The organism is Halorussus limi, from assembly GCF_023238205.1.
GTDB classification, from domain to species: domain Archaea; phylum Halobacteriota; class Halobacteria; order Halobacteriales; family Haladaptataceae; genus Halorussus; species Halorussus limi.
On the sequence record NZ_CP096659.1, the window covers coordinates 1016806 to 1038792 of the forward strand.

Below are 21987 nucleotides of genomic sequence, written 5' to 3' on the forward strand. Positions count from 1 at the left end.
TCTCGCGTCGCCCGGTCGCCCCGCCACGAAACGGGCTTCTCGGCCGGTCGAGCGCGGGACCTCGCGGGTCAACACGGCGGGAAGCCCCGAATTTGGACGAACAACTGCTTGCTCTCGGGCGCGAGGTCGTCCCACGACACTCGACGCTCGTCCACGATGGCGTCGGGAGCGAGCGCCGGGTCCGAGAGGACGGTGTAGGCCGTGAGCCGCGGGAAACTCGGCTCCTCCCCGCCGTCTCCTTCCTCGCCGCTACCAGTGGTCGTTCCGGGTTCGGCCGTCGCCGTTCGGGCGTCGGCCGTGGTCTCTCGCCCCGTCCCGGTCGTCGTCTGCTCGTCCATCGCGGCCGTGGTCTCCCCGCCCGCACCCGGCGTCTCCGCCGGTTGCTGTGCGCAGAGGTCGGGCAGGGCGTCGGCCGCCGGTCCGCTCGGCGACCCGACGACGATTCGCATCGCGTGGCCGAATATCTCGTGGGGGGCGCAGTGGAGGTCGTAGACGCCCTCTCGGTCGAACGTGTAGAGCCAGTAGCCGCCCTGCGGGAGCGCCGGGGCCGAGAACGGTGGCACGTCGTCGGGCACGCGCTGGACGTAGCCGAACGCGGGGTGGTAGGCCGTCACGGTGTGGTGGGGCGACTCGTAGCTGAACCGCACCGTGTCGCCCGGTTCGACGTAGAGGCCGGTCGGTTCGAAGACGAACTCGGGAATCGGCGCGTCGTGCGGCCGAATCTGGAGTTCCACCTCGTGCTTCGGACTGGTCGGCGGGTCGGTCTCGTCGGACAGCGCCGGGAACCCCCACACCGGGTCGATTTCGCCGTCCTGTCGCGCCCGTTCGCGGGTCTCCGCGGGACTCTGCGCGTCCGTCGCGTCCGCGGCGGCCGCCGCGCGTTCCCGGCCGGTACTCACGCCCGTGAACGCCGCGAGCGCGCCCGCACCGCCGAGCGCCCGTAGCACGCTCCGCCGGCGCGCGGTCGGGTCGGCGGTCGTTCGGTCGGCCTCGTGCGTCTCGCGTCCGGAGTCCCCCATGTCCGAGCGGGGATTCATCGCGGTCTGGAATAAAGCTACGCCACGGTCAGACGCTACTCTCGGAACGTCTCGGACTCCGCGGCGACAGCAGTTCGGAAGGAAAGGTTCGTCGGAGAACTTCCGCTCGGGCGACCGAGCGCACCTACACGCTGTCGTCCCACACGTCCGCCATCGGACTCTTTCGGTCGGTCGAAGAACCGCCGGAAGAGGCTCCGCCCGACGAGTTCTCGCCGGAGGACTGCCCGCTCGCGGACTGGCCGCTCGAGGAGCGCCCGCCCGAGGAGCGCCCGCCCGACGACGACCCGGCGTCGGACCGACCACGGGTCCGCGACCCCCGACGCCGACCCGCGCCCCGTCCGCCGGCCGCGTCCGCTCCGGCCGCCGACTCGCTGGCGCTCCGGGGGTCGAACTCGGGCAGGTCCGGGCGAGACATGCGCTCTACCTGCTCGCGGAACCAGTCGGGCGTGTCTGTTTCAGCGCGGTCGAACACCTGCAGGAGACTCGAGTCCGCGAGGTAGGTCGCGCCGTAGTCGTCGGGCGCACGGACCACCCGCCCGCAGGCCTGAATCACGGTCCGGAGCGCGGCGCGGTAGTACCACGCCCACTGGCCCTCTTCGAGGCGGTGGGCGACCCGCGAGTCGTTGGTGTTGAGGAACGGGGCCTTGCAGATGACCTGCCACCGGGCGAGGTCCCCTTTCAGGTCGAGCGCCTCCTCCATCTTGACCGAGAGGAACACCTCCTCGCCGTCGGTCGCCTTCCACGATTCGAGTTCGGCATCGCGGTCGTCCCTGTCGTGGGTCCGGACCCGGTCGCCGACGCCGAAGTCGTCGAGTCGGTCGGCGAGACGCTCCTGAATCGCGTAGGAGTGGGCGTGAACGATGCCCTTCTCGCCCCGATGCTCCTGCATGATGCGGACCGCGGTGCGGGCGATGTCCGGCAGGGTCTCGTCGCGGTGTTCGTAGGTCATCTTCCCCTGCGTCACGTCGTAGAGCGGCCGGTTCTCGACCGGGAAGGTGTGGCCCACGTCCACTAGCGCGACGTTGGCGGGGTCGAGACCGACCTGCCGACAGAACGCCTGCTTGTTCAGCATCGTCGCCGAGAGGAGCGCGAACTTGTTGCCCCGCTCCCAGACCGTGTGGCTGAGATACCGCTCGGGGTTCATCGGCTTGATGGTGATGGGGCCGCCCCCGTCGCCCGACCCCCGTCCGTCCTGCTGGTCGACGACCCACGTCGTCGCGCTCTCGGTGTCGCGGTAGTCCTCGACCAACCAGTCCAACTCGCCGATGAGTTCCTGCAGTCGGTCGCGCTCGGCGGCCTCGTGGGGGTCGAGTTCCTGTTGGGCGATGAGTTCGTCTTTGCGCCGGCGACAGACGTTCTGGAGTCGGTCGGCGTACTCGACGGCGCGGTCTATCCCGGAAATCTCGGGCACCGTCAGGTCGTCCCAGATGGGCACCGTCCGGGGGTTCAGGTCGATGGTCGCGTACATCTCGGCCCACTCGGCGAGGCCGTGAGCCTCGTCTATCACGACCGCGTCGCGCTTGCGGAACACCTCCGACCCGGCGGTCCGCATGAAGTACGCCAGCGTCATCGCCGCGATGTCGCGGTTGCTGGCGATGGCCCGGTCCGAGAAGTACGGACACCGGTGTTTCACCGAGCAGTCGTACCCCTTCTCGCGGGCGCAGGGTGCCCTGTCGACCGGCGTGTCGGTCTCGCCCGGCAGGATGCACGAGTAGTTTCGCTTGCCCCGGATTATCTTCAGGTCGTCCAGCAGGTCGTCCTCGGCCACGTCGTCGAGTTGGGAGACCTGCGGCGTGGTGTAGTAGGCCCCGGTCGCGTCGCTCGGCGCGGCGTCGTCGGGTCGGCGAGCGCACCCCGCGATGGCGCGCGCCAGCAGCGACTTGCCGCTCCCGGTCGGCGCGCGCACCAGCACCACGTCGTTTCCCTCGGCGAAGGCGTCCCTGATGTCCGACAGGGCGGCGCGCTGGTTGCCCCGATAGGAGGGCGCGGGGAACTCGTCGAAAATCCGGTCGGGGTTCACTGTTCGAAGTCACGGCGGTATCGGGAATAAAATCTGTTGGTCGCGGCGGTTCGATTAGGGCGGAGGGTCGCGAACCGATTCCGAGTCGCGGCTACGATTCCGGGCCGTAACTACGGTTCGCCGAGCGCGTCCACGTCCTCGGCGCGCGGGTCGTCCGGAAGGTCGTCGATGCAGTCGAAACAGAGGAAATGCTCGCTCCCGTCGGCGTCGAACTCCAGCGTCATCCCGCCGGTCGCGTCGTGGTCGAGGGTCCAGAGGTTGGCGATGCCGCCCGCGATTTTGACCTGCTCGCCGCATCCCTCGCAGGGTTCCGTGGCCATGGTCGGACCCACCGGTCCCAGCGACAAAGCCCTGCCGACGGATACCGAATCGTATATATCCGAGTTCGTAGTGAGAGTGTGTATCAGAGTCGGCCTCGGCCGACGTGGGTGGACAAATGCACGATTCAGAATCTCTCGTAGCGACAGCCGTAGACCTCGGAGATAGCTCCCAGACCATCCACCGGGCGTTCAACGACCCGGACGACGACGAACCGCTCGTCGAGACCGTCGTGGACGCGCTGGCCGAGGCGTCGGGCCGCCCCGCGGACGAACTGAGCGTCTGCCTCTACGACGCGGTGGACCCCGACGCGCTGAACGACATCTTCCGACCGACGCGACGCGGGCCGGGCCGGAACGACGGCCGGGTCGCGTTCACCATCGGCGAGTTCGCCGTCGACCTCCACGCCAGCGGTCACGTCTTCGTCCGTCGGGCGCGCTAAACTCGGTCGTCGGGGTCGTGGCCGTCGGCCATCCGAGCGGCCTCCGCGGCGTATCGCTCCCGGCGTTCGGTCTCCTCGACAGGTCGAAGTCGGTCGGGAGACGCGTCGAGCGCGGCAGTGACCGGGTCGAGATGGATGCGCCTAGTCAGTTGCTTGCGGAGGCAGCGCGCGCCGTCGCGGGTGGCGTAGGTGACGACGACGTTCTGTTCGTCGCGGGCGTAGGTCCGCTCGACCATCCAAACGCGAATCGACTCTCCGTCGGGCGTCTCACCTTCGGGCGTCTCTCCGTCGGACATCTCCCCGTCGGACATCTCCCCGTCGGGCGTCTCCGTCGGCGCTCGCTCCATGTCGGGGATTTTCGATGGGCGGCTTTAGTTCCGGTCCCGAACACGTCGGGTCGGGCCTCCCTATCGCTTATGCCACTTCGTCGCGTATCTCGCCGCGGAATCGACCGAGGTGATTCGATGGAGGTCGACTGCGAGGGGTGTGCGGGGTGTTGCATCGACTGGCGGGCCATCGCGCCCGCCGCGAGCGACCACGAGCGCCGCGGCCCGCGCCAGCCGCTGGACGACACCTACAACCTCGTACCGCTGACCCGCGACGACGCCCGCGAGTTCCTCGACGCGGGGTTGGCCGACGCGCTGACCCCGCGGCTCTGGCGCGACGAGTCGGGCGTCGAAATCGACGGCGTCTCCGTCTCGGCCATCGGCGGCAAGCCCGCGTTCTTCCTCGGCCTGCGCAAGCCGCCGAAACCGGTGGGCCCGTTCGACACCGACCCGACGTGGCTCCCGACCTGCGCCTTCCTCGACCCGACGACCCTCCAGTGTCGGATTCACGGGACGGAGACCTACCCCGAGGAGTGCGCCGACTACCCCGGCCACAACCTGAAACTGGAGCAACGGACCGAGTGCGAGCGCGTCGAGGACGCCTTCGGCGGGAACCGACTGGTGGACGACGACCCGCCCGCCGACCTCCCGGGGTTCCTGCTCGGCCCGCAGGCCGTCGGCCAGAAGGTGTTCGTCTTCCCCGACCCCGAGCGCCTGTCCGGCGTCGTCGGCAGGGCCGCGGCGGGCGCACTCACCGACGAGGACCGCGCGCTGTTCGTCGCGGCCGCCGTCGCCGCCGCGCCCGGCACGACGGAGGTGAACCGCGACAGGTTCGAGTCCGCGCTCTCGGCCGCCCGCGAGGCCGACTCGTGGGTCGGGCGGGCCATCGCCGAGTGGGAAGAGCGCGCCGGAGGCTCCCGGGCAGACGCCGACGGCGACGAGACTCCGGTCGCCGACCCGAAACTGGCCGAAGAAGTCGAAGTCGCGCGCGGTGCTCCCGAGACCCCCGGCTGGCGCGAGTGACGGCCGGTCGGCTCACGGGCGATGAGGGACAGAGAAGGACCGATGTAGGCGGAATACCAGTATAATCAGTATAGATTACGTCTCCGACTTGATTTCCTCGAACTGGTCGAGGAGCGCTTCCGCGGAATCTCCCGAATCGTACTCTACGGAGCCGTGATACGTCGTTCTGTCGTCGTCCTCGCTGACGTCAACTGTGTTGTTCTTGCGTTCACGGCGCTCGTGTTCGTCTTCGTCATAGGCACCCATTGACATGACAACCACACTCATGGGTAAGCTTCGGCCGGTAATGAATGTAACGGATAATCACATTCTTTTCGCACCTCGAAAGCAGGTCGAAATCTGCCATCCGAGATTCCGACCGGTTCGAAGTCGGCGGGTCGTCCCCGGCGGCCGACGGTCGGAGCCTCCCCGTAAGTAGCCCGATTCGAGCGTTTGACGTTTCGTTTCGCGAGAAATTGGCGTTCAGCTATCGAGAGGCTCGGCTTCCACGTACCGACGCCCCGGATTCGTCCAGCGAACCCGACCCGAGAAACCGGTCGTGACACAAAACGTAAACCCTTCGCGCGGTTAGAACCGCTCGTGGCAAGTCCGCTCCGCTTTCGCCGCTCTACGGAGCGGTGGACTGAAGAAAGGGTCGAACGCGACCTCTACGAACCGCTAGACGAGAAGTTCGGTGCCGAACTACTGACGCCCCACTACGTCGGCCCGTCGGGGTACGAGACTCGGCGCATCGAGATGAACAACGGCGACCTCGCGCTGTTCCTCTGGAACGAGAGCGAGAGCGTCGCCTACTGGCTGGGCAACACCGAGACGCCCTCCGCGCTCTGGCGCACCGAGAAGTTCACCTTCGAGGAGATTCCGTATCCGGTCGCGCGGTGGGCCCAGCGCGAACTCCTCGGCGACCTCCGGACAGAGGCCCCGTGGCTGGCCGACTACGACCACCTCTCGTGGTTCTTCCTCCCGGTCCTCTTCTCGAAGGACGGCAGACACTCCTCTCGGAAGTTCTTCCGGGAACACGCCATGGGCTTCCCGGACGCGGACCGCGACGACGCGCTGTCGTTCTACGAGGAGTTCCTCCACACGGGCGCGCTCGACGAGCATCGCTACGAGATGGCGTCGAAACTCGGCACCAGTCCGCAGGTCGACCCCGTGCGGATGGCCTCCGCGATGAGCGAGTTCACCGCGGCCAAACTGCTGACCGACGCCGGCTACGACGTGACGCCCGAAATCGAGGTCACGACCGGCCACTCGCTGGACTTCCGGGCCGAGTCGCCCGGCGACGGCGGCGAATCTCCGCTGGTCGAGGTCACGCGACCCCGGCCGCCGACGCGCCGCCACGCAGACACCCCGGTCGCCGCGGTGCGCGAGACCGCCGAGACGAAGACCTCGGGGCAACTCCAGAAGCACGGCGGCGGCGCGGTCCTGTTCGTGGACTGTTCGGGCTTCCGCGACGACGAGTGGAACGCGGTCCGCGGCGAGCAACCCGGCGTGCGCCACCGGCCCGCGGTCGTCTTCCGGGCGCGTCCCTCCGGCACGGTCGAGGCCTACAGCAAGGGGTCGGTCCCGCTGGACCTCGGCGGTGCCGTGAAGTGGGTGTAGCGAGTCCCGAGAAAGATTGCGGGCGGGCGCAGTTGAGTGCAGTGCGGTCGCTGTGCGGAAACAGTACTTCTACCGCGAGCGAGCGAACGGAGTGAGAGAGCGAGTGGACCAAGGAACCGTCGAAGAAGCGCCTCCGGCGCTTCTGAGGCGGTGACGCCGTGTCGTCGGGAACGGAGTGACCGACTGCTCGGAAGACGCGGTTCGTCTTCCGGTGTCTTTGGTCGAGCTTTTGCAAGGGAGAAATTCGCCGGAGGCGAATTTTCGACCGCTGGAAAAGGTCGTTTCAGAACGAGACTTGCCCGGGACCCACCGTGCCGAGCGTCGTCGGGTCGCGGTCGCTGTACCCCTTGCGACCGATGGCCTTGCTACTGACCGCGGAGAAGAGGGTCTCCTCGGCCTCGCCGGAGGTGGCGAACGTCTCGGACTCGACGCGGTGGAACACGTCGCCCAGCGTCTCGGTCCCGTTCGGGAGGTCGAGTTCGTAGTCGCCGTAGGAGTCGGTGAGTTGGTCGGTCGTCGCGGGGTACTCGTGGTCGCGGAGCAGTTCGGTCGCCTGTTGCAGTGTCATCGGCAGTTTCTACATCAAAGTTAATGATAAAGCTTCCTGCGGGATGCGATTGAGGAATTTAAGGTATCTAAGGTTGGTGAACGGTAGCACAGTCGCCCGACGACGTAGCGAAGCGCTTTCGGGGACTCCGCCCGTTCTGCGGGTATGAGCGTCTTCGCGGACCTTCACGTCCACACGACCAACTCCGACGGCGAGATGCGCCTGTCGGAGGTGCCCGAGGCCGCCCGCGAGGCGGGCGTCTCGGTCGTGGCGGTTACCGACCACGACCGCCTCCACCCCGAACTGCCGACGCCGGTCACGGCCTTCGAGGGCGTGACGGTGGTCCACGGCATCGAGTTGCGCGTCGAACCCGAGGATGGCGAGCGCGTGGACCTGCTGGGTTACGGGGTCGACTCGACGCCGGACCTCGCGGCCGAACTCGAACGCGTCCAGACCGACCGGAAGGAGCGCGGTCGGAAACTCATCGAGAACGTCGAGGACCGCCTCGGCGTCGAACTCGACCTCGAAGCGCGCGAGGGTCTGGGCCGGCCTCACGTCGCCCGCGCCGTCGTGGACCACCCCGAGACCGACTACGACGAGACGGACGCGGTGTTCGCCGACCTCATCGGCGACGACGGTCCCTGCTTCGTCGCCCGCGACGTGACCCCGTTCGAGCGCGGCGTCGAACTGCTCTCGGACGCGTGCGGACTCGTGGGCCTCGCGCACCCGTACCGCTACGACGACCCCGAGGCCGCGCTCGACCTGACCAGCGACCTCGACGCCGTGGAGCGATACTACCCCTACGACGAGGAGGTGGACCCGCGGCCGGTCGAACGCGCCATCGCCGAACACGACCTGATTCCGACCGGCGGGAGCGACGCCCACGGCCGCGAACTCGGGAAGTCCGGGCTGTCGAAACCCGAGTACCGACACTTCCGGTCGTCGGTGAACCTGTAGGCGGGTCGGAATTCTATAGTTGTGTTTAGGAATTGAAGAGCAACGTTTTGGAACTATTTTTCTTCGTGACGATGGTTCGAGTCGGGGTCGGAACTCGGAGTTCGAGCGTACTCTCGCCGCCTCGACAGGTCCGACGGCCCGAACGCAGGCGTTAAATTCGGTCGGGAACAATACCGTGATATGCGGTGCCACTACTGCGACCGGGACGCGGCGTTCGCGCCCGAGTTGAACGGCGTCCGAGTCGGCCTGTGCGACGCGCACTTCCGCGAGCAGTTCGAGTACCTCGCGGAGACGGACGCGCTGGCCTACCTCCGACAGGAACTGGACGTAGACCGGCCGGAGTAGCGGCGGTTCTCACTCGGATTTTCGCCGACGCTCGACCGCGAGGTACGTGCGGAGGGCTATCGCTCCCATCTCCTCGCACGTCTCGTCAAAATTCTGAGAAAATTACGGAATCAGGCCCGGCCCGCGTCCACGTCGATGGCGTCCACGGGACAGACGTCCACGCAGAGCATGCAGTCGATGCACTGTGCCTCGTTGGCGGGGTCGGCCTTCTTCTCGCTCTCGGGGTGGTCGGGCGTGTCCACCCACTCGAACACGTCCACCGGGCAGTCCTCCAGACACGCGCCGTCGGCGATGCAGAGGTCGAAGTCCACGGCGACGTGAGTGCCGTGGATGCCCAGTTCCTCGGGTTCGTCGACGGGGCCCCACACGTCGTGGCCCTCGTGAGTGTCTACCTTCTCGCGGTTTTCGTGGAATTGCGGGTCAATGGCCATTGCTGATCACCTATCGGTGTCCACGGCGAGCGAACACTTAAAACAATCCCCTGAAACCGCCCGTATCGGGTTTAGGCCGGGCTAAAACCCCGGTACGGAGGCGGGGCACCCCGACGGACGACGTCGGGGCGACGCGATGATTTAAATATCATCGGGCGGCGGCGGCCGGACGCGGAGACAGTTCGCACCGAGACGGTCGAGTCGCACACCGATTCTACCGACGCGAAGTGCATCCGCGCCCGTCGCGGCCGGAGGTCTGCGGTGCGGAAAACAGGGTTCGACTACTCGCGCTCGCCGTCGGAGACCGGTCGGTCGCGCTCTCGCGCGGGGTCGGGACCGAACCGCGTCCACGCCATCCCGAGACCTCCGACCGTCAGCACCGTCACCAGCACCTGCGCGACGTTCGCGCCCGCTCCGCCCGCGACCGCACCGCTCGCCAGCGCGGCCCCGCCGACCGCCGACGTGCCGACGCAGCAGAGACTCGCCAGTCCGCCGATTCCGAGCAGTCGCCACGGCGGGTCGCCATCGGTCATGTCCCCGGATTCGCGCCCGCGCCCTTTCGCTCTTTTGTCACCACTTCTACATCAATCTCGTTCAGCGAGCGTTTTTGACGGGTCCCGAACAACTCCCGGTCGTCCCGTGTCCGACCGCGCTCGCTGGCCCCCGTCGCTCGCGTCCGACCGACTCCCGCCGTCGCCGGTCCTGAAGTACTACTGCTATCAGGCGACCGTCTCGTTCGGCTTCTTCTCGCCAATCTTCACGCTGTTCCTGCTCGACCGCGGACTCGACTACACGGCCATCGCGTCGCTGAGCGTGCTGTACGCCGTGCTGACCGTCGGCGGCGAGATTCCGACGGGCTACGTCGGCGACCGACTCGGCAGGCGGGCCAGCCTCCTGCTGAGTTCGGCGTTCATGACGCTCTCCATCCTCGGGTTCGCGCTCGTCCGGTCGTACGTCGGTCTCGCGGTCCTCTACGTCCTCTGGACGCTCTCGCTGGTCTTCCGGTCGGGTACCGGCGACGCGTGGCTATACGACGCGCTCGCCGCCGGTCGCGCGAGCGAAGCGAGCGGAACGTCGGAGTCGCGCTCGGACGGCGGACTCGACGCCGACCGCTTCGCTCACGTCCGGGGTCGAGGTCAGTCGGTCAACAAGGCCGTGACCGTCGTCACCATGCTCGCGGGCGGCGTCCTCTACAGCGTCCGGCCGACGCTTCCCTTCGTCGCCTCCGCTGTCCTCAACGGGGCGGGCGTGGTGGTCCTACTCACGCTCCCGAAGAATCGCCAGTATCTCGACGGCGACTCGGACGCAGGCGGAGACGGCGCCGGCGGAGCCACCGACGACGAGCGTCTCGGGACCCTCGCCGCTCTCGCCGTCCTCCGCGAGCAGTTGACCCGGCCGCGACTCCGGTGGTTCGTCGCGTACGCCGCGCTCTTCTTCGGCGTGGTCGCGGCGGCCGACACCTACGTCCAGCCAATCAGCACCGAGACGCTCGGCGTCCCGGTCGCCTCGATGGGCCTGCTGTACGCCGCCTTCGCGGGCGTCTCGGCCGTGGCGAGTTACTACGCCGGGGCGGTGCAGGACCGCCTCGGCGTCCGCGGAGCGGTCCTCGCGATTCCGCTCGTCCTCGGCGTCGCGCTGGTCGCGCCCCTGCTGTGGCCGCTGCTGGCGCTCCCCACGTTCTTCGTCATGAAGGGGTCGCGCTCGCTCCTGTATCCCATCGTCACCCAACGCGTCAACGACGAGGTGGCGTCGGTCGGGCGCGCGACCGTCCTGAGCGCGGCGTCGATGGCGTACGCGCTGGTCAAACTCCCGCTGTACCTCCTCGGCGGAGCGGTCGCCGACGCGACCTCCGCGCTGGTCGCGTTCGGCGTCCTCGGCGGCGTCTTCCTCGCCGGAATCGCGGCGGTCCGGACGTTCGCGTCGCCGGTCGGCGAGAGCGAGGCCGGGGACGGGAAGTGAGACCGGGCGCGGAATGAGTCCGGAGACAGGAAGCGAGGGCGACGATGGAAACGAGTCGCTGGGGGGCGACACGGCCGGCGACGCGGTTGCCGACGCGCGTAGCTTTTTCCGCGCGGCCGGACACCTAACGACCATGACGACCATTCCGAGTCCCGGCCTCGGCACGTCCGGCAACGACGACCCCGAGCAGTGCGCCGAGACCGTTCGGACGGCGCTCGACGTCGGCTACCGACACCTCGACACCGCCCAGATGTACGACAACGAGTCGGCGGTCGGCGACGGCGTCGCCGCCAGCGAAGTCCCCCGCGAGGAGGTGTTTCTCGCCACGAAGGTCCTGCCAGCGAACCTCGCGCCCGAGGACGTCCGCGAGACGACCGAGGAGAGCTTAGACCGACTCGGCGTAGACTCGGTGGACATGCTCTACGTTCACTGGCCGACGGGCGCCTACGACGCCGAGGCGACCCTGCCGGTCTTCGACGAGTTGCGGGAGGCCGGAAAGACCGAGCGCGTCGCCGTGAGCAACTTCACGACCGAACTCATCGAGGAGGCCCGCGAGATTCTGGATAGCCCCATCGCCGCGAATCAGGTCGAGATGCATCCCCTGCTCCCGCAGGACGACCTGCTGGACTACTGCCGTGAACGCGACATCACGGTCGTCGCCTATGCGCCCCTGATGCAGGGCGAGGCGGGCGACGTAGACGAACTGGCCGAGATTGCGGAGGCCCGCGACACCACGCCGGAGGCGGTCAGCCTCGCGTGGTTGGACCAGCGCGACGGCGTCGTCCCGATTCCGAAGGCGACCGGCGAAGACCACCTCCGGGCCAACTTCGACCCGCCGACGCTCTCAGAGGAAGAAGTCGCGCGCATCGACGCTATCGAGGAGCGCGAGCGACTCGTGGACCCCGACGGCGCGGCGTGGAATCGATAGCCGTCGATTCCGCGCTGTCGCCTCGACTCAGAGCTGTTCGATTTCGTCGCCCGGTTCGACGACGCCGCCTTCCACCACGTCGGCGCAGAGGCCGCCGCGATGGAGGAGCGCCGACACCGCGCCCTCCTCGGTCAGCGATTCGAGGTGACCGCAGGGTTCGCACAACTCGACGCCCTCACAGATTACGTCGCCGACGCGGAACCGCTCGCCGACGAGGTGGTTCAGCGCGGCGTCGCTAGTGGTGAGGTTCCGTCGGTGTTCGCCGTCGCGCAGGTCGATGCCTTCCTCGGCGGCGGCGTCGAGCGCCTCGGCTTCGATGAGAGTCAGGTCGGCCCCTTCCTCTCCGAAGTGACGGTCGCCGCGCAAGCCCTCGCCGGCGACTGCTTCGACCGATTCGACCGATTCGGTGTTCGCGCCCGACTCGGGCGCGAGGTGAACGGCTTCGACAGTTCCGGTTCCATCCATATGCTTGCCTCGGGGGCCGAGCCACTTAGTTTTCGCCGGTCGTCGCTTCTCCGCTCGTCGTCTCTCCGCTCGTCACGTTCCTGTCCGTCACCGAGTCGTCGCTCGAATCCCGCTCCTCGGCCCACTCCAACACCGGTTCGAGTCGGGTCGCTAACTCCCGGCCGTCGTCGGTCAGTCCGTACTCGACGCGAGGCGGAATCTCGTCGTACTGGGTCCGGGTCAGGAGGTTTCCGTCGGCGAGTTCGTCGAGTCGCGCCGACAGCGTGGAGGTGCTGGCGTCGGGCAGCAACTCCTCAAACTCGCCGAACCGGGTCGGTTCGGTCGCGGCCACGACGCAGAGGACCTGCATCGCGTACTTCCGGCTCAGGAGGTCCATCACGCCGCCGAGCGGGCAGTAACAGGTCGTGTCGTCGTCCGCGGGGTCTGGCGGTGTGGCGTCGTTAGTCATGGCTTCGAGTCCTCGAAGTTAGTCCAATACTTCGGACTCGACAGTATAAGCACTTTGGGATGCAAAGTCAAGTCGATGTGTACCCCAGACGCCGCGAACGGCGAATCCGACGGTGCATCGAATGACGAACAGAGTGACAAACGGAGCGACCGAGCGACCGACGAGCGAAGCGACCGAACGAGCGACGAACGGAGTGGCGAGGCGAGCGACGCCGGAGCGACCGCCGTTGATTCGGTCGAAGAGCGACGGCTTCCGCCGGAAATCGGCGCGAACCTCCGGGCGCTGTTCGATACGGAGGACCGCCCCGAGACTGTCGGCGCGTGGGTCGAGGCGGTGGCCGGGGCCTTCGGCGACGAGTGGCCGCCCGCCGTCGCGGACCTCTGTCACGACGACGAGGGACTCCACCGCGCCGAAACGGAGGGCGAGACCTACCGGTTCGTCTGCGTCCTCGACGCCGTCATGCTCCCGTTTCTCACCGACGGGTCGGTGACGGTGCGCTCGGAGGACCCGGAGACGGGCGAGACGGTCGCGTCGCGCGTCTCGCGGACGGGCATCGAGACCGACCCCGAGAACGCCGTGCTGTCGTTCGGGGTCGCCGAGACCGAGGGGAACGACGCTCCGACGCCGGAGGCGACGTACGGCGCGCTCTGTCCGTACGTCCACGCGTTCCCCGACGAGGACGCCTACGAGCGGTGGGACGAGCGGACCGACGCGCCGACGACCGCCCTGCCGCTCTCGGAGGGGTTCGGGCTGGCGCGGGCGCTGGTCCGGGCCTGACCGTTCACGTCCGGCGTGCGTCACCGGGTCATCGCAGGCACCTAGAGTTGTGAATTTTCATAGTTGTAGTGGAATGCGGTGCGGTTGCGGTGACTCCGCGGAGTCGGCAGTAGCTAGCTCCTGACTCCCGTCACTGCTGTTCGGAGCAGCGACACCGGAAGCGAATCAGACCAGTTTTGTACCCCCGAAGAGACACTCCCAGTCGTGCCGCGGTTCGACTACCCCTGTCCAGACTGCCGGACGACGAGCAACCTCCACGGCCCGGACTGCGAGTTCGAGGGCGCGTCGTGGTCCGACATCGAGAAGGCCTACACCGACCTCGTGGCGGTCCTCTCGGCCAACGCGCTCCCCGAGGAGGCGCTCCACGAGGCGATTCACGGCCGGTGGAGCAACCTCCACAAGGCCGCGCTCGACCGTCTGGTCCACGAGCAGCGCGTGATGGAGACCGAGGAGGGCCAACTCGAACTGCTGACCGCCGCCGAGTACAAGGAACACGTCACCGACCCGAACGTCGAACCCATCAAGACAGTCGCCGAGAAGGGGTCGGTGCCGGGCGCTCACGACAACGCCGTCTTCGCCATGATAGCGTGGTACGAGATGGTCGGCCTCTCGTGGACCGAGACCCGCGAGCGCGTCGTGGACTGGTTGCGCGACACCGGGACGTGGACCCGCGGCGGGTTCGAGGAGGCCTCGCCCCAAGAACTCGTGAACAAGAAGCGCCACGTCTACGAGTCGGGCTACGGATGGAAGGAGAAGGCCGAGGCCGCGAAGGCGGTCATCGACCGGAGCCTCTGACGGCCTCCGCACTCCGAAGGGCGCTGTTTCCTCGGGAGGAATCTCGGGTAGCCGGTTCTACGACATCAGTGCTGGTGGGTGAACAGCAACACGTTATCGTCGACGGTCGTCACGCAGAGGTCGAGAACTCTGCTCAGTTCGAGGCTGTCGTACGCTCCCCTGCAGACGACCAGGTCGTCGAACGGTTCCTCGCAGGCCGGGCACGCGATACTGACCGTGTTACGGTACGTCTTCACCGTGTCCGCCGATTCGTACGGCGTCAACGACGAAATCAGTTCGTCGAACTCGCTCTCGTCCATTGCTCACCGCCCCGGACGTAGGAAATCGTGATAGTTCTGTTGCTCAGACATTCGTGGAGACACTGGACGGACAGCAGCGGAGACACTGGACGGACGTCCGTCGCCTCGCAGGTATCTCCGTTAGTCGAGTCGGACAGCGAGAATCGAAGGAGTGAGACCGGCGTTAGTCGCTCTGAATGCGCGGCGCGAGCATGAACGTGACGTTGCCCTGTCCCTCCGCGATGTCGAAGTGAAGTTTGACGGGGAACTCCTCGCCGAGTTCGATGGTGACCTCGGCGTCCTTCGGGATGGCCTTGTTCATGTCCTTGAGGTAGTCGAGGCTGAACAGCGAGCGTGCCGGTCCGGCCTGCAGGTCCACGAGGTCCTCGCGGTCGAGTTCGAGGCGCACGTCGTCGGTGTCGCCCTCGGCCTCCACGACGAACGTCTCCTCGTCGGCGTCGACCGCCAGCGCGATGTGGTCGCTGACCATGTCGGCGGCCGTGACCGAGCGGTCGATGTCCGCGCCCTCGACGACGATTTCTGCCGGGAGGTCGAGGTCCGGGATGTCGGGTTCCTGTCGGATGGAGTCGGGGTCGATGAGCGCGAGGGTGTATTCGAGACCGTCTATCTGGATGTGGAGTTTACGGGTCTCCTCGTCGAGTTCGAGGTGAACCGGCTGGTCGCCGCTGGCCATGCCAGCGATGTCTTCGAGTCGGTCGAGATTCACGCCGATGATACCGCCGTCGGCCTCGTAGGATTCGAAGGCCGCCGCGTCGAGTTCGAGGTCCACCATCCCCACGTTGGCGGGGTCTACTGCACGAATAGCGAGACCGTCCTCTTCGAGGTGGATTTTGCACTCGTCCACCAGCACGCCCACGGAGTCGATAGTGTCCTTGAGCGTGTCGGCGCTCACGATAGCCTTAAACATCTTGGCAAGTGGTACGAACCCCCGGCATAAAAAGTCACCCGTTCGGGCGCGTGCGCGTGGGAACGCCGGAGGGCGAAAACCGGCGACTCTCGTCATGCGAAGCGCGTAAACCCCTCGCCCGACTACTCTCGTCTAATCGAATGAGCCACAAAGACCACTACTACAACAAGTCCAAGCAGGAGGGCTACCGCTCGCGGGCCGCCTACAAACTCAAGCAACTCGACCGGGAGGAGAACCTGCTCCACGAGGGCAAGACCGTCGTGGACCTCGGGGCCGCGCCCGGCGGATGGCTACAGGTCGCCGCCGAGGAGGTCGGCGAGACCGGTACCGTCGTCGGGGTGGACCTCCAGCGAATCAAGGACGTGGACGGCGTCGAGACCGTTCGCGGCGACATGACCGACGAGTCCACGAGAGAGGAGGTCCGCGACATCGCGGGCGACGCCGTGGACGTGGTCCTCTCGGACATGGCACCGAACATGACCGGCGAGTACAGCGTGGACCACGCCCGGTCGGTCCACCTCGCCCGGCAGGCGTTCGAGACGGCGCTCGACGTGTTGGACACCGGCGGCGACTTCGCGGTGAAGGTATTCGAGGGGCAGGACCTCGACGACTTCCGCGAGGACCTCGACGAGGAGTTCCAGTACGTCCGGACGCTCCGACCCGACGCCTCGCGGGACTCCTCCTCGGAGGTCTACCTCGTCGCCAAGGGCCGGATGACCGCGCCGGTCGCGGAGGGCGACGTGGTGGAAGTCGAAATCGTAGACGAGGGGTCGGAGGGCGACGGCGTGGCCAAGGTCGAAAGCTACACGCTGTTCGTCCCCGACACCAGCGAGGGCGAGACGGTCGAAGTCGAAGTCACCGAGGTCAAGCCCCGGTTCGGGTTCGCCGAGCAAACCGACGAGTAGAGAATCTCCATCGCTCCGAGCGTCGTTCCGACGCCGGGGTCCGATTTTTCCGCCGGTCAGAATTCGGGGTCGTACCCCTCGGCGCGGGCCCTCTCGACGATGGACTCGATGATATCTGATTTCTCGCGGGTGTAACCCGAAACGTCGTTCGGGTGCGTTTCCGCGGCCGCCCGCTTGACTCGTGCGTACTCCTCGCGGGCATCGGGATGGTCGCGGAGATACGCTCGGAGCAGGAGATACCTCGTCACCGCATCGGAGTGACGCGGCCGGACGTGGACGTTGAACTCTTGGCCGTCGTCCGCGGTCCGACCGAGTTCGATCCAGTCGTCGCCCCGGTCTTTCTCGCTCCGATAGTAGCCGTTTCGCTGGAGGAGGTCGGCGCACCGCTCGCCGTCGTCCGTGTCGGCGACGACCGGACAGATGTCCACTATCGGCTTGGCCGCGAGTCCCGGCACCGACGTGCTACCGACGTGTTCGATACTGAGGACGTTCTCGCCGAGCAGTTCCCGCATGCGGTCGGCCTCTCGCTCGAACCGGACCGGCCACGCGGGGTCGTACTCGACTACCTCGATTCGGGGGTTTCCCACGGTCGTACGCACTCTTTCGGCCCCTCCTCGCTTGAATCGTTCGCCGAGTCCGAATGGGTCGCCCACTCCGTCTCACCGCGAAATCCAGCAGTACGTCTGAATCCCGCCGAAAACGAGGGCGAGAACGCCGTTTTCGACGACGAGAAGAAGTTGCGCCTGACTCGGGTCTACCTGACGGACCACCAACAACATGAGCGCGAACGCCGTCGCCAGTACGAGGTTGTACTTCGCCAGCGCCGACCAGCAGGACTCGTCGAGTTCGATGAGACCGTCGCTGCCCATGCCGGACGAACGCTACGCAGGCGGAAAAGCCGGACGGGCGGTTCGTTCAGACGAGGGGTCGTCTGGACGGGGTTGCCGACAGGAGTCAGATTCGCGCGCCGACGCCGGCCCACCGGACCAGTCCGCGAAAGAAGATGACGACGCCGACCAGAAACGCGGTCAGCGCCGCGACCATCGGAATCGATTCGAGCGACGGGCCGCCGAAGAACGGGCCGCGAACGAGCATCCAACCGCCGAGCAGGGAGACGGCGAGACCGAAGGTGGCGGTGAACCCACCGAGTAATTTTCGCATGTCTGTATGGCTAACTCTATTACAGCGAAGAAACGTTTACGGCCGAAGCGCTCGGCCGTCGAATCGAAAACTCGTGCGTCAGGCGTCCGAGGAGTTGCGGGCCTCGTCGAGCCACGTCGGTTCCGCGACGGTCGTCTCGCCCACGTCCGAGACGTTCATCGAGAAGCGAGTTCTGACTTCTTGACCCCGACGAGTCGCCGAGACGTCGACCGACACCGAGTGGACGACGCCCTGTTCGTCGACCAGCATGGTCGCGTTGTAGTCGGTGACGTTGACCTGCTGGCTCTGAGTGGCGTTACTGCCGTCGGCCCGGAGGACGAGGAGCGTCGTCCCGTCGACGACTCGGACTCCGCTCGGCGTGAAGTTCCCCGACCCGGCGAACCGGTCGAGATAGCTCCGACCGGTGTACGACCCCGGAACGATCTGCATCGAATCGGGCGTGCGCTCGGTGACCCGATACTTGGCGTCGCCGCCGGCGCTGAGACGAGTGTACCGCTTCTGTTCGGTCACGTACATCGAGACGTCCTGTCCCATCGCCGAACCGTTCACCCGGACCTGCTCGCGGTCCGCTCCGACCGCGGCGTCGAGTTCGACCGACTGATTCATCTGCGAGGCGTTGACCGTGGAACTGACCTGTAGCGTGAAGCTCTGGTTCTGAAGCCGCTCCTCGTGAGCGGCGGCGAGCGCCGTCAGGTTCGTCCCGTTGTCCGAGACGCCCGCGGGATACGTCACGTCGTCGAGTGTCTGAGCGCCGTCGCCGCCCGAGAGCGCGCCGGAGCAACCGGCGAGGGCGACGAGGCAACCGATAACGAGTAACTGGAGGACTTTACGTCGCATGTGACTTGTCGGTGTCGGAGGGGTAAGAAAGAGGTGTCGGTGTCGGGCGAGGAGGTCCGCGCCGTCTGGGCAATTCGCGGTCGGCGTTCGGTTCAGTCGGCAGTCCGCGGGACAGGGCCGGCCGACCCGCGCGACCGGAGGTAGCCGACCACGGCGTAGACGAACGGCGTGTCCGCGACCGCGATGAGGAGTTTGAGGACGTACTGGCCGACGACGAGACCGAGCAGGGCGTTCGTAGTCATCGGGTCTCCGCCCCGAAGCGCGGGCATCGCGGCGAACCCGACGACCACGAAGATGAGCGTGTCGAGGAGCTGACTGCTCGCGGTCGAACCGACGTTCCGGAGCCAGAGCGAGTCGCCGTCGGTCGCCTCCCGAATCGCGTGGAAGACGCGCACGTCCCAATGCTGGCTCACGACGTACGCCAGCAGACTGGCGACGACGATGTTCAGGCTCGCGCCGAGGACGCGCTCGAACGTCGCGGGGTCGACGGAACTGAACGGCGCGGCGGGCGCGGCGATGGTCGAGTAGACCAGCGCGAGCAGGACGAAGTTCATCGCGAAGCCGACGTTGACCATCTTGTGGGCCTCGTCGGGACCGTAGAGTTCCGAGTAGCAGTCCGACGCGAAGAACGTCAGCGCGTAGGCCAGCGCCGCGCCGGGCATCACGAGCATGTCCCGCGTGAACGGGAGCGAGAACGGGATGGAGAACCCGAGGAGTTTCGAGGCCGTCATCTGCGCCGTCACCAGCGCGGTGACGAACAGCGCGACGAGCGCGATACGACCGGTCGGGAGCGGCGTGGTGTCGCGGTAGTGGTCGGTCATCGTCGAGTCCTCGCTCACTCGTCTTCGAGTCGGCCGTGGCGCTCGTCTATCTCGTCCAGTACGTCCAGCATCTTCCGGACGGAGGCCCGGATGGCCTCGCTCCGGTTGACGAACTTGCCCTCCTCGCCGACGTGGGCATCGAGGTCCTCGAGGAGTTCGTCGGGCACTTCGACGCTTATCTTGCTCATACTGGGGTATTATCCCTCGAGGATTTAAACGGTTCGAGAGTCCGACGATAGAAGCCGACAACCGACGAGAAGTAGCAAGCGGTGGAGAGCGACTGCTCTACCGGCGTCCGCCGACCGTCACGACCCAGAGACCGCCGAGACCGACGAGGTAGGCGATAGAGAGCGGGATGGCGAGCAGGAACATCGTGTAGATGCTGTCGGGCGTCGCCAGTCCCGCGACGGCGAAGATGGCGATGACGACTTCGCGCCACCGGTCTTTCATCGCGTCGAACGAGACGAGACCGCCGCGCTCGAACAGCCACATCGTCAGGGGCACGTCGGCCAGCAGGCCGATGCCCGCGGTGGTGAAGAAGACGAGCCAGAAGAAGTTGCTGACCCGGTAGGAGATTATCATCTCGGCGCGGAGCGCGTCGGCGACCAGCCACGAGATGACGCTCGGCGCGACGACGGTGTAACCGAGCGCGCTCCCGGCGACGAGACCGACCGCGATGGTGCCCGCCCAGAGACCGAACACTCGGCGGTCGCCGGCCGCGAGTCCGCGCTCCTTCATCGCGGGCCACGCGTAGTAGAGTATCAGCGGCAGGACCGCCACGGCCCCGAGGAGCGTCGAAATCTTGACCTCGAACACCAGCGCCTCGACGGGGTGGAGCGTCACGATGTTCAGCACCGTCTCGCCGGACCCCATCTCGGGCCGGACCTCCGCGGGAAGTCGACTGAGGAAGTCCTCGCGGATGACGCCGATGCCGCCTCGGTAGAGGAACATGAACACGCCGGCGAGGACGAGCATGAACACCGCCACGATGCGGAACATCTTGGACGTGAGACTCTCGAAGATGAACCGGAGGTCGTAGAACCATCCGCCGATGTCCTCCTCGGTGGTCTCGTCCTCGGTGAACGCGTCGGCCATGCCCGCGGCCGTACTCTCGAAGACGTTGCCCGAGGATTCGGCCTCCTCGGGTCGGTCGGACTCGCGGGGGAACGTCGCCTCGTCCGCCGCCTCGGCGTCGGCCGCTTGCGCACCGTCCGCGGCCTCCGCGCCCGCCGCGGCACCCGCGGCGGCCTCTTCGGCGTCGTCCTCGTCCTCGGGGTGGAGTTCGTCGTAGCGGTCGAGGATGGCTTGGGCCTTCTCGGCGTCGTCGGCCTCCATCGCCTCGCGGGCGTAGTCCACGGCGTCCTCCTCGCTCATGTCGGCGAAGACCTCGGGCGGGGCGGCGCGGACCGCGCCCGCGTCGAGGTTCCCGAGGTCGATGTCGCCGGGCGCTCCGGGGGCAGGGGCGGGCGCGGCGACGTTCGCGGCGACCTCGTTGAGTTCCTGCGTCAGGTAGTAGAAGAACGTGACGACGAGCGCGACCGCCGCGACGGCCCCGGAGACGACGAGTATCGACTCGCTACGCGGGAGACCGACGACCGACTCGACGGCCGGGAGCGCGTACTTGGTCGGGAGTTCGGCGTTCACGGCATCGACGCCGGCGCGCGTGAAGAAGAACCGGACGAGCAGGAAGACCAGCGCCGGAGCGCCGAGGAGACGAATCGCGTTCTCTCTGGCGACCCCGACGAAACTGAGTCGCTCGCTGCCGCGCTTGAGCGTCACGACGATTTTGGTGAGATAGAGACTGAAAGCGTACAGTAGGACGAGCGGCGTCGCCCACATAATCTGGGTGAACGGGTCCGGCGGCGATGCGACGGCCCCGAACACGAAGATTCCCATGATGGCGTAGCGCCACTTGTCGCGGAACGTCTCGTAGGGGACGATGCCGGTGTAGGCGAGTCCGCTCATCGCCAGCGGGAGTTCCGCGGCGAGACCGAACGACAGCGAGAGGAACGCGATGAACTCCGTCCACTTCACGATGGAGTAGCGCGTCTCGAAGCCCGCGGTGATGGCGTTGTTGGCGAGGAACTTGAACATCAGCGGGAAGAAGACGCCGTAGCCGTACAGCATGCCGCCGGTGAACAGCGCCAGCGCGAGGAAGGCCAGAATCGCTATCTTCCAGCCAGCGATGGGGGCGCCCGGATACCACGAGCGTTGTCGGAGCGAGTCGCGGGAGTAGTACAACAGGACCGGTAGGGCGATGACGATGCCGGCCACCGCCCCGATTTTCGCCTGCAAGAGGATGACGTCGAACGGCGTCACGGCGATGATGGTGACGCTTTCGGCCAGCGACGGCGGCATCTGGGCCTTCGTGACCTCCTTGAGGAACGGCCACCCGACGGAACGAAGCGCGTAGAAAGACGCCACGAAGCCGACGAGGAAGACGATGAATACCTTCTGGAGATGCGTCTGCGCCGTCGAGAGCATCGCTCCGATGGTCTCTCGGCCGCTGTTGACGGCGCGGGCGGTGTCCTCGTCGACGACGCTACTTCCGGACCCGGACATTCTTTGGAAATGGTAGCCGTGTCTCAGTTATCAATCTTCTCGTACAGACGGTCACAGAAGACCTATAAGAACGGCAGG

The 21987-nt window shown here is 66.8% G+C and carries 29 protein-coding genes; 10 read left to right on the forward strand and 19 right to left on the reverse strand.

Going from position 1 to position 21987, the window contains the following annotated elements; all coding sequences use genetic code 11:
• Positions 1-68: 68 nt before the first annotated feature.
• From M0R89_RS05260 to M0R89_RS05270, 3 genes are all read right to left on the reverse strand, one after another.
• Complete coding sequence (locus tag M0R89_RS05260) at positions 69-1019, reverse strand: cupredoxin domain-containing protein (RefSeq protein WP_248651517.1); 951 nt, start codon at positions 1017-1019, stop codon at positions 69-71.
• A gap of 142 nt (positions 1020-1161) precedes the next feature.
• On the reverse strand, positions 1162-3057 hold the full coding sequence (locus M0R89_RS05265) for a helicase C-terminal domain-containing protein (RefSeq protein ID WP_248651518.1): 1896 nt from the start codon (positions 3055-3057) through the stop codon (positions 1162-1164).
• A 110-nt stretch (positions 3058-3167) separates the two neighbouring features.
• Entirely contained in the window at positions 3168-3377 is a 210-nt protein-coding gene (locus M0R89_RS05270; protein ID WP_248651519.1) for a DUF7561 family protein, read from the reverse strand.
• A 116-nt stretch (positions 3378-3493) separates the two neighbouring features.
• Here M0R89_RS05270 and M0R89_RS05275 point away from each other — a divergent pair, with 116 nt between their 5' ends.
• Positions 3494-3817 carry a HalOD1 output domain-containing protein gene (locus M0R89_RS05275; RefSeq protein ID WP_248651520.1) on the forward strand — a complete coding sequence of 108 codons (324 nt, stop codon included), beginning with the start codon at positions 3494-3496 and terminating at the stop codon, positions 3815-3817.
• Here the strand turns inward: M0R89_RS05275 and M0R89_RS05280 are convergent.
• Positions 3814-4164 (reverse strand): DUF7967 family protein, encoded by a 351-nt coding sequence (locus tag M0R89_RS05280; protein ID WP_368408854.1) that lies wholly within the window; start codon positions 4162-4164, stop codon positions 3814-3816. The two genes, M0R89_RS05275 and M0R89_RS05280, sit on opposite strands and share 4 nt — an antisense overlap.
• Before the next feature lie 117 nt (positions 4165-4281).
• Here M0R89_RS05280 and M0R89_RS05285 point away from each other — a divergent pair, with 117 nt between their 5' ends.
• Positions 4282-5166: a YkgJ family cysteine cluster protein gene (locus M0R89_RS05285; RefSeq protein WP_248651521.1), complete on the forward strand. Its 885-nt coding sequence runs from the start codon at positions 4282-4284 to the stop codon at positions 5164-5166.
• A 75-nt stretch (positions 5167-5241) separates the two neighbouring features.
• Here M0R89_RS05285 and M0R89_RS05290 read toward each other — a convergent pair whose 3' ends face one another.
• Entirely contained in the window at positions 5242-5418 is a 177-nt protein-coding gene (locus M0R89_RS05290; protein ID WP_248652321.1) for a DUF5786 family protein, read from the reverse strand.
• Between the two features lie 327 nt (positions 5419-5745).
• Here M0R89_RS05290 and M0R89_RS05295 point away from each other — a divergent pair, with 327 nt between their 5' ends.
• On the forward strand, positions 5746-6765 hold the full coding sequence (locus tag M0R89_RS05295) for a DUF5784 family protein (RefSeq protein ID WP_248651522.1): 1020 nt from the start codon (positions 5746-5748) through the stop codon (positions 6763-6765).
• Positions 6766-7048: 283 nt separating this feature from the next.
• On the opposite strand, the gene M0R89_RS05300 is transcribed toward M0R89_RS05295, so the two are convergent.
• The gene (locus M0R89_RS05300; protein WP_248651523.1) at positions 7049-7333 is read right to left on the reverse strand and encodes a DUF5789 family protein; all 285 of its coding nucleotides are present in this window, start codon (positions 7331-7333) and stop codon (positions 7049-7051) included.
• A 144-nt stretch (positions 7334-7477) separates the two neighbouring features.
• Between M0R89_RS05300 and M0R89_RS05305 the strand changes: the two genes are divergently transcribed.
• The gene (locus M0R89_RS05305) at positions 7478-8269 is read left to right on the forward strand and encodes a PHP domain-containing protein (protein ID WP_248651524.1); all 792 of its coding nucleotides are present in this window, start codon (positions 7478-7480) and stop codon (positions 8267-8269) included.
• Between the two features lie 180 nt (positions 8270-8449).
• Entirely contained in the window at positions 8450-8614 is a 165-nt protein-coding gene (locus tag M0R89_RS05310) for a DUF6757 family protein (RefSeq protein WP_248651525.1), read from the forward strand.
• A 110-nt stretch (positions 8615-8724) separates the two neighbouring features.
• Here the strand turns inward: M0R89_RS05310 and M0R89_RS05315 are convergent, their stop codons facing one another.
• Together M0R89_RS05315 and M0R89_RS05320 are read right to left on the reverse strand one after the other, a co-directional pair.
• Positions 8725-9045, reverse strand: a complete 321-nt coding sequence (locus tag M0R89_RS05315) for a 4Fe-4S dicluster domain-containing protein (RefSeq protein ID WP_248651526.1) — start codon at positions 9043-9045, stop codon at positions 8725-8727.
• 281 nt (positions 9046-9326) lie between these two features.
• Positions 9327-9578, reverse strand: coding sequence for a hypothetical protein (locus M0R89_RS05320; protein ID WP_248651527.1), 252 nt, complete (start codon positions 9576-9578; stop codon positions 9327-9329).
• A gap of 106 nt (positions 9579-9684) precedes the next feature.
• On the opposite strand from M0R89_RS05320, the gene M0R89_RS05325 reads away from it, so the two are divergent.
• Complete coding sequence (locus M0R89_RS05325; protein WP_248651528.1) at positions 9685-11004, forward strand: MFS transporter; 1320 nt, start codon at positions 9685-9687, stop codon at positions 11002-11004.
• Between the two features lie 133 nt (positions 11005-11137).
• The gene (locus M0R89_RS05330; protein WP_248651529.1) at positions 11138-11932 is read left to right on the forward strand and encodes an aldo/keto reductase; all 795 of its coding nucleotides are present in this window, start codon (positions 11138-11140) and stop codon (positions 11930-11932) included.
• A gap of 27 nt (positions 11933-11959) precedes the next feature.
• Here the strand turns inward: M0R89_RS05330 and M0R89_RS05335 are convergent, their stop codons facing one another.
• Positions 11960-12397 carry an MOSC domain-containing protein gene (locus M0R89_RS05335; RefSeq protein ID WP_248651530.1) on the reverse strand — a complete coding sequence of 146 codons (438 nt, stop codon included), beginning with the start codon at positions 12395-12397 and terminating at the stop codon, positions 11960-11962.
• Positions 12398-12422: 25 nt separating this feature from the next.
• Positions 12423-12845 carry a winged helix-turn-helix transcriptional regulator gene (locus M0R89_RS05340; RefSeq protein ID WP_248651531.1) on the reverse strand — a complete coding sequence of 141 codons (423 nt, stop codon included), beginning with the start codon at positions 12843-12845 and terminating at the stop codon, positions 12423-12425.
• Between the two features lie 75 nt (positions 12846-12920).
• On the opposite strand from M0R89_RS05340, the gene merB reads away from it, so the two are divergent.
• Both merB and M0R89_RS05350 read left to right on the forward strand, forming a co-directional pair.
• Positions 12921-13622 (forward strand): organomercurial lyase, encoded by a 702-nt coding sequence (gene merB / locus M0R89_RS05345; RefSeq protein ID WP_248651532.1) that lies wholly within the window; start codon positions 12921-12923, stop codon positions 13620-13622.
• A gap of 204 nt (positions 13623-13826) precedes the next feature.
• Entirely contained in the window at positions 13827-14417 is a 591-nt protein-coding gene (locus M0R89_RS05350) for a DUF7474 family protein (RefSeq protein ID WP_248651533.1), read from the forward strand.
• 65 nt (positions 14418-14482) lie between these two features.
• Here the strand turns inward: M0R89_RS05350 and M0R89_RS05355 are convergent, their stop codons facing one another.
• Together M0R89_RS05355 and M0R89_RS05360 are read right to left on the reverse strand one after the other, a co-directional pair.
• Positions 14483-14716: a DUF7385 family protein gene (locus M0R89_RS05355; RefSeq protein WP_248651534.1), complete on the reverse strand. Its 234-nt coding sequence runs from the start codon at positions 14714-14716 to the stop codon at positions 14483-14485.
• 163 nt (positions 14717-14879) lie between these two features.
• Positions 14880-15623 carry a DNA polymerase sliding clamp gene (locus M0R89_RS05360; RefSeq protein ID WP_248651535.1) on the reverse strand — a complete coding sequence of 248 codons (744 nt, stop codon included), beginning with the start codon at positions 15621-15623 and terminating at the stop codon, positions 14880-14882.
• Between the two features lie 140 nt (positions 15624-15763).
• Here M0R89_RS05360 and M0R89_RS05365 point away from each other — a divergent pair, with 140 nt between their 5' ends.
• On the forward strand, positions 15764-16528 hold the full coding sequence (locus M0R89_RS05365; RefSeq protein ID WP_248651536.1) for an SAM-dependent methyltransferase: 765 nt from the start codon (positions 15764-15766) through the stop codon (positions 16526-16528).
• Positions 16529-16584: 56 nt separating this feature from the next.
• On the opposite strand, the gene M0R89_RS05370 is transcribed toward M0R89_RS05365, so the two are convergent.
• From M0R89_RS05370 to tatC, 7 genes are all read right to left on the reverse strand, one after another.
• Positions 16585-17127 (reverse strand): GrpB family protein, encoded by a 543-nt coding sequence (locus tag M0R89_RS05370; protein ID WP_248651537.1) that lies wholly within the window; start codon positions 17125-17127, stop codon positions 16585-16587.
• A gap of 60 nt (positions 17128-17187) precedes the next feature.
• On the reverse strand, positions 17188-17397 hold the full coding sequence (locus M0R89_RS05375) for a hypothetical protein (RefSeq protein WP_248651538.1): 210 nt from the start codon (positions 17395-17397) through the stop codon (positions 17188-17190).
• Positions 17398-17482: 85 nt separating this feature from the next.
• The gene (locus tag M0R89_RS05380) at positions 17483-17689 is read right to left on the reverse strand and encodes a DUF8132 family protein (protein WP_248651539.1); all 207 of its coding nucleotides are present in this window, start codon (positions 17687-17689) and stop codon (positions 17483-17485) included.
• 78 nt (positions 17690-17767) lie between these two features.
• Entirely contained in the window at positions 17768-18526 is a 759-nt protein-coding gene (locus M0R89_RS05385) for a DUF7537 family lipoprotein (protein ID WP_248651540.1), read from the reverse strand.
• Between the two features lie 92 nt (positions 18527-18618).
• Positions 18619-19347, reverse strand: a complete 729-nt coding sequence (locus M0R89_RS05390) for a queuosine precursor transporter (protein WP_248651541.1) — start codon at positions 19345-19347, stop codon at positions 18619-18621.
• A gap of 14 nt (positions 19348-19361) precedes the next feature.
• Positions 19362-19535, reverse strand: a complete 174-nt coding sequence (locus M0R89_RS05395; protein ID WP_248651542.1) for a ribbon-helix-helix domain-containing protein — start codon at positions 19533-19535, stop codon at positions 19362-19364.
• A gap of 97 nt (positions 19536-19632) precedes the next feature.
• Complete coding sequence (gene tatC / locus M0R89_RS05400) at positions 19633-21909, reverse strand: twin-arginine translocase subunit TatC (RefSeq protein WP_248651543.1); 2277 nt, start codon at positions 21907-21909, stop codon at positions 19633-19635.
• Positions 21910-21987: the final 78 nt, after the last annotated feature.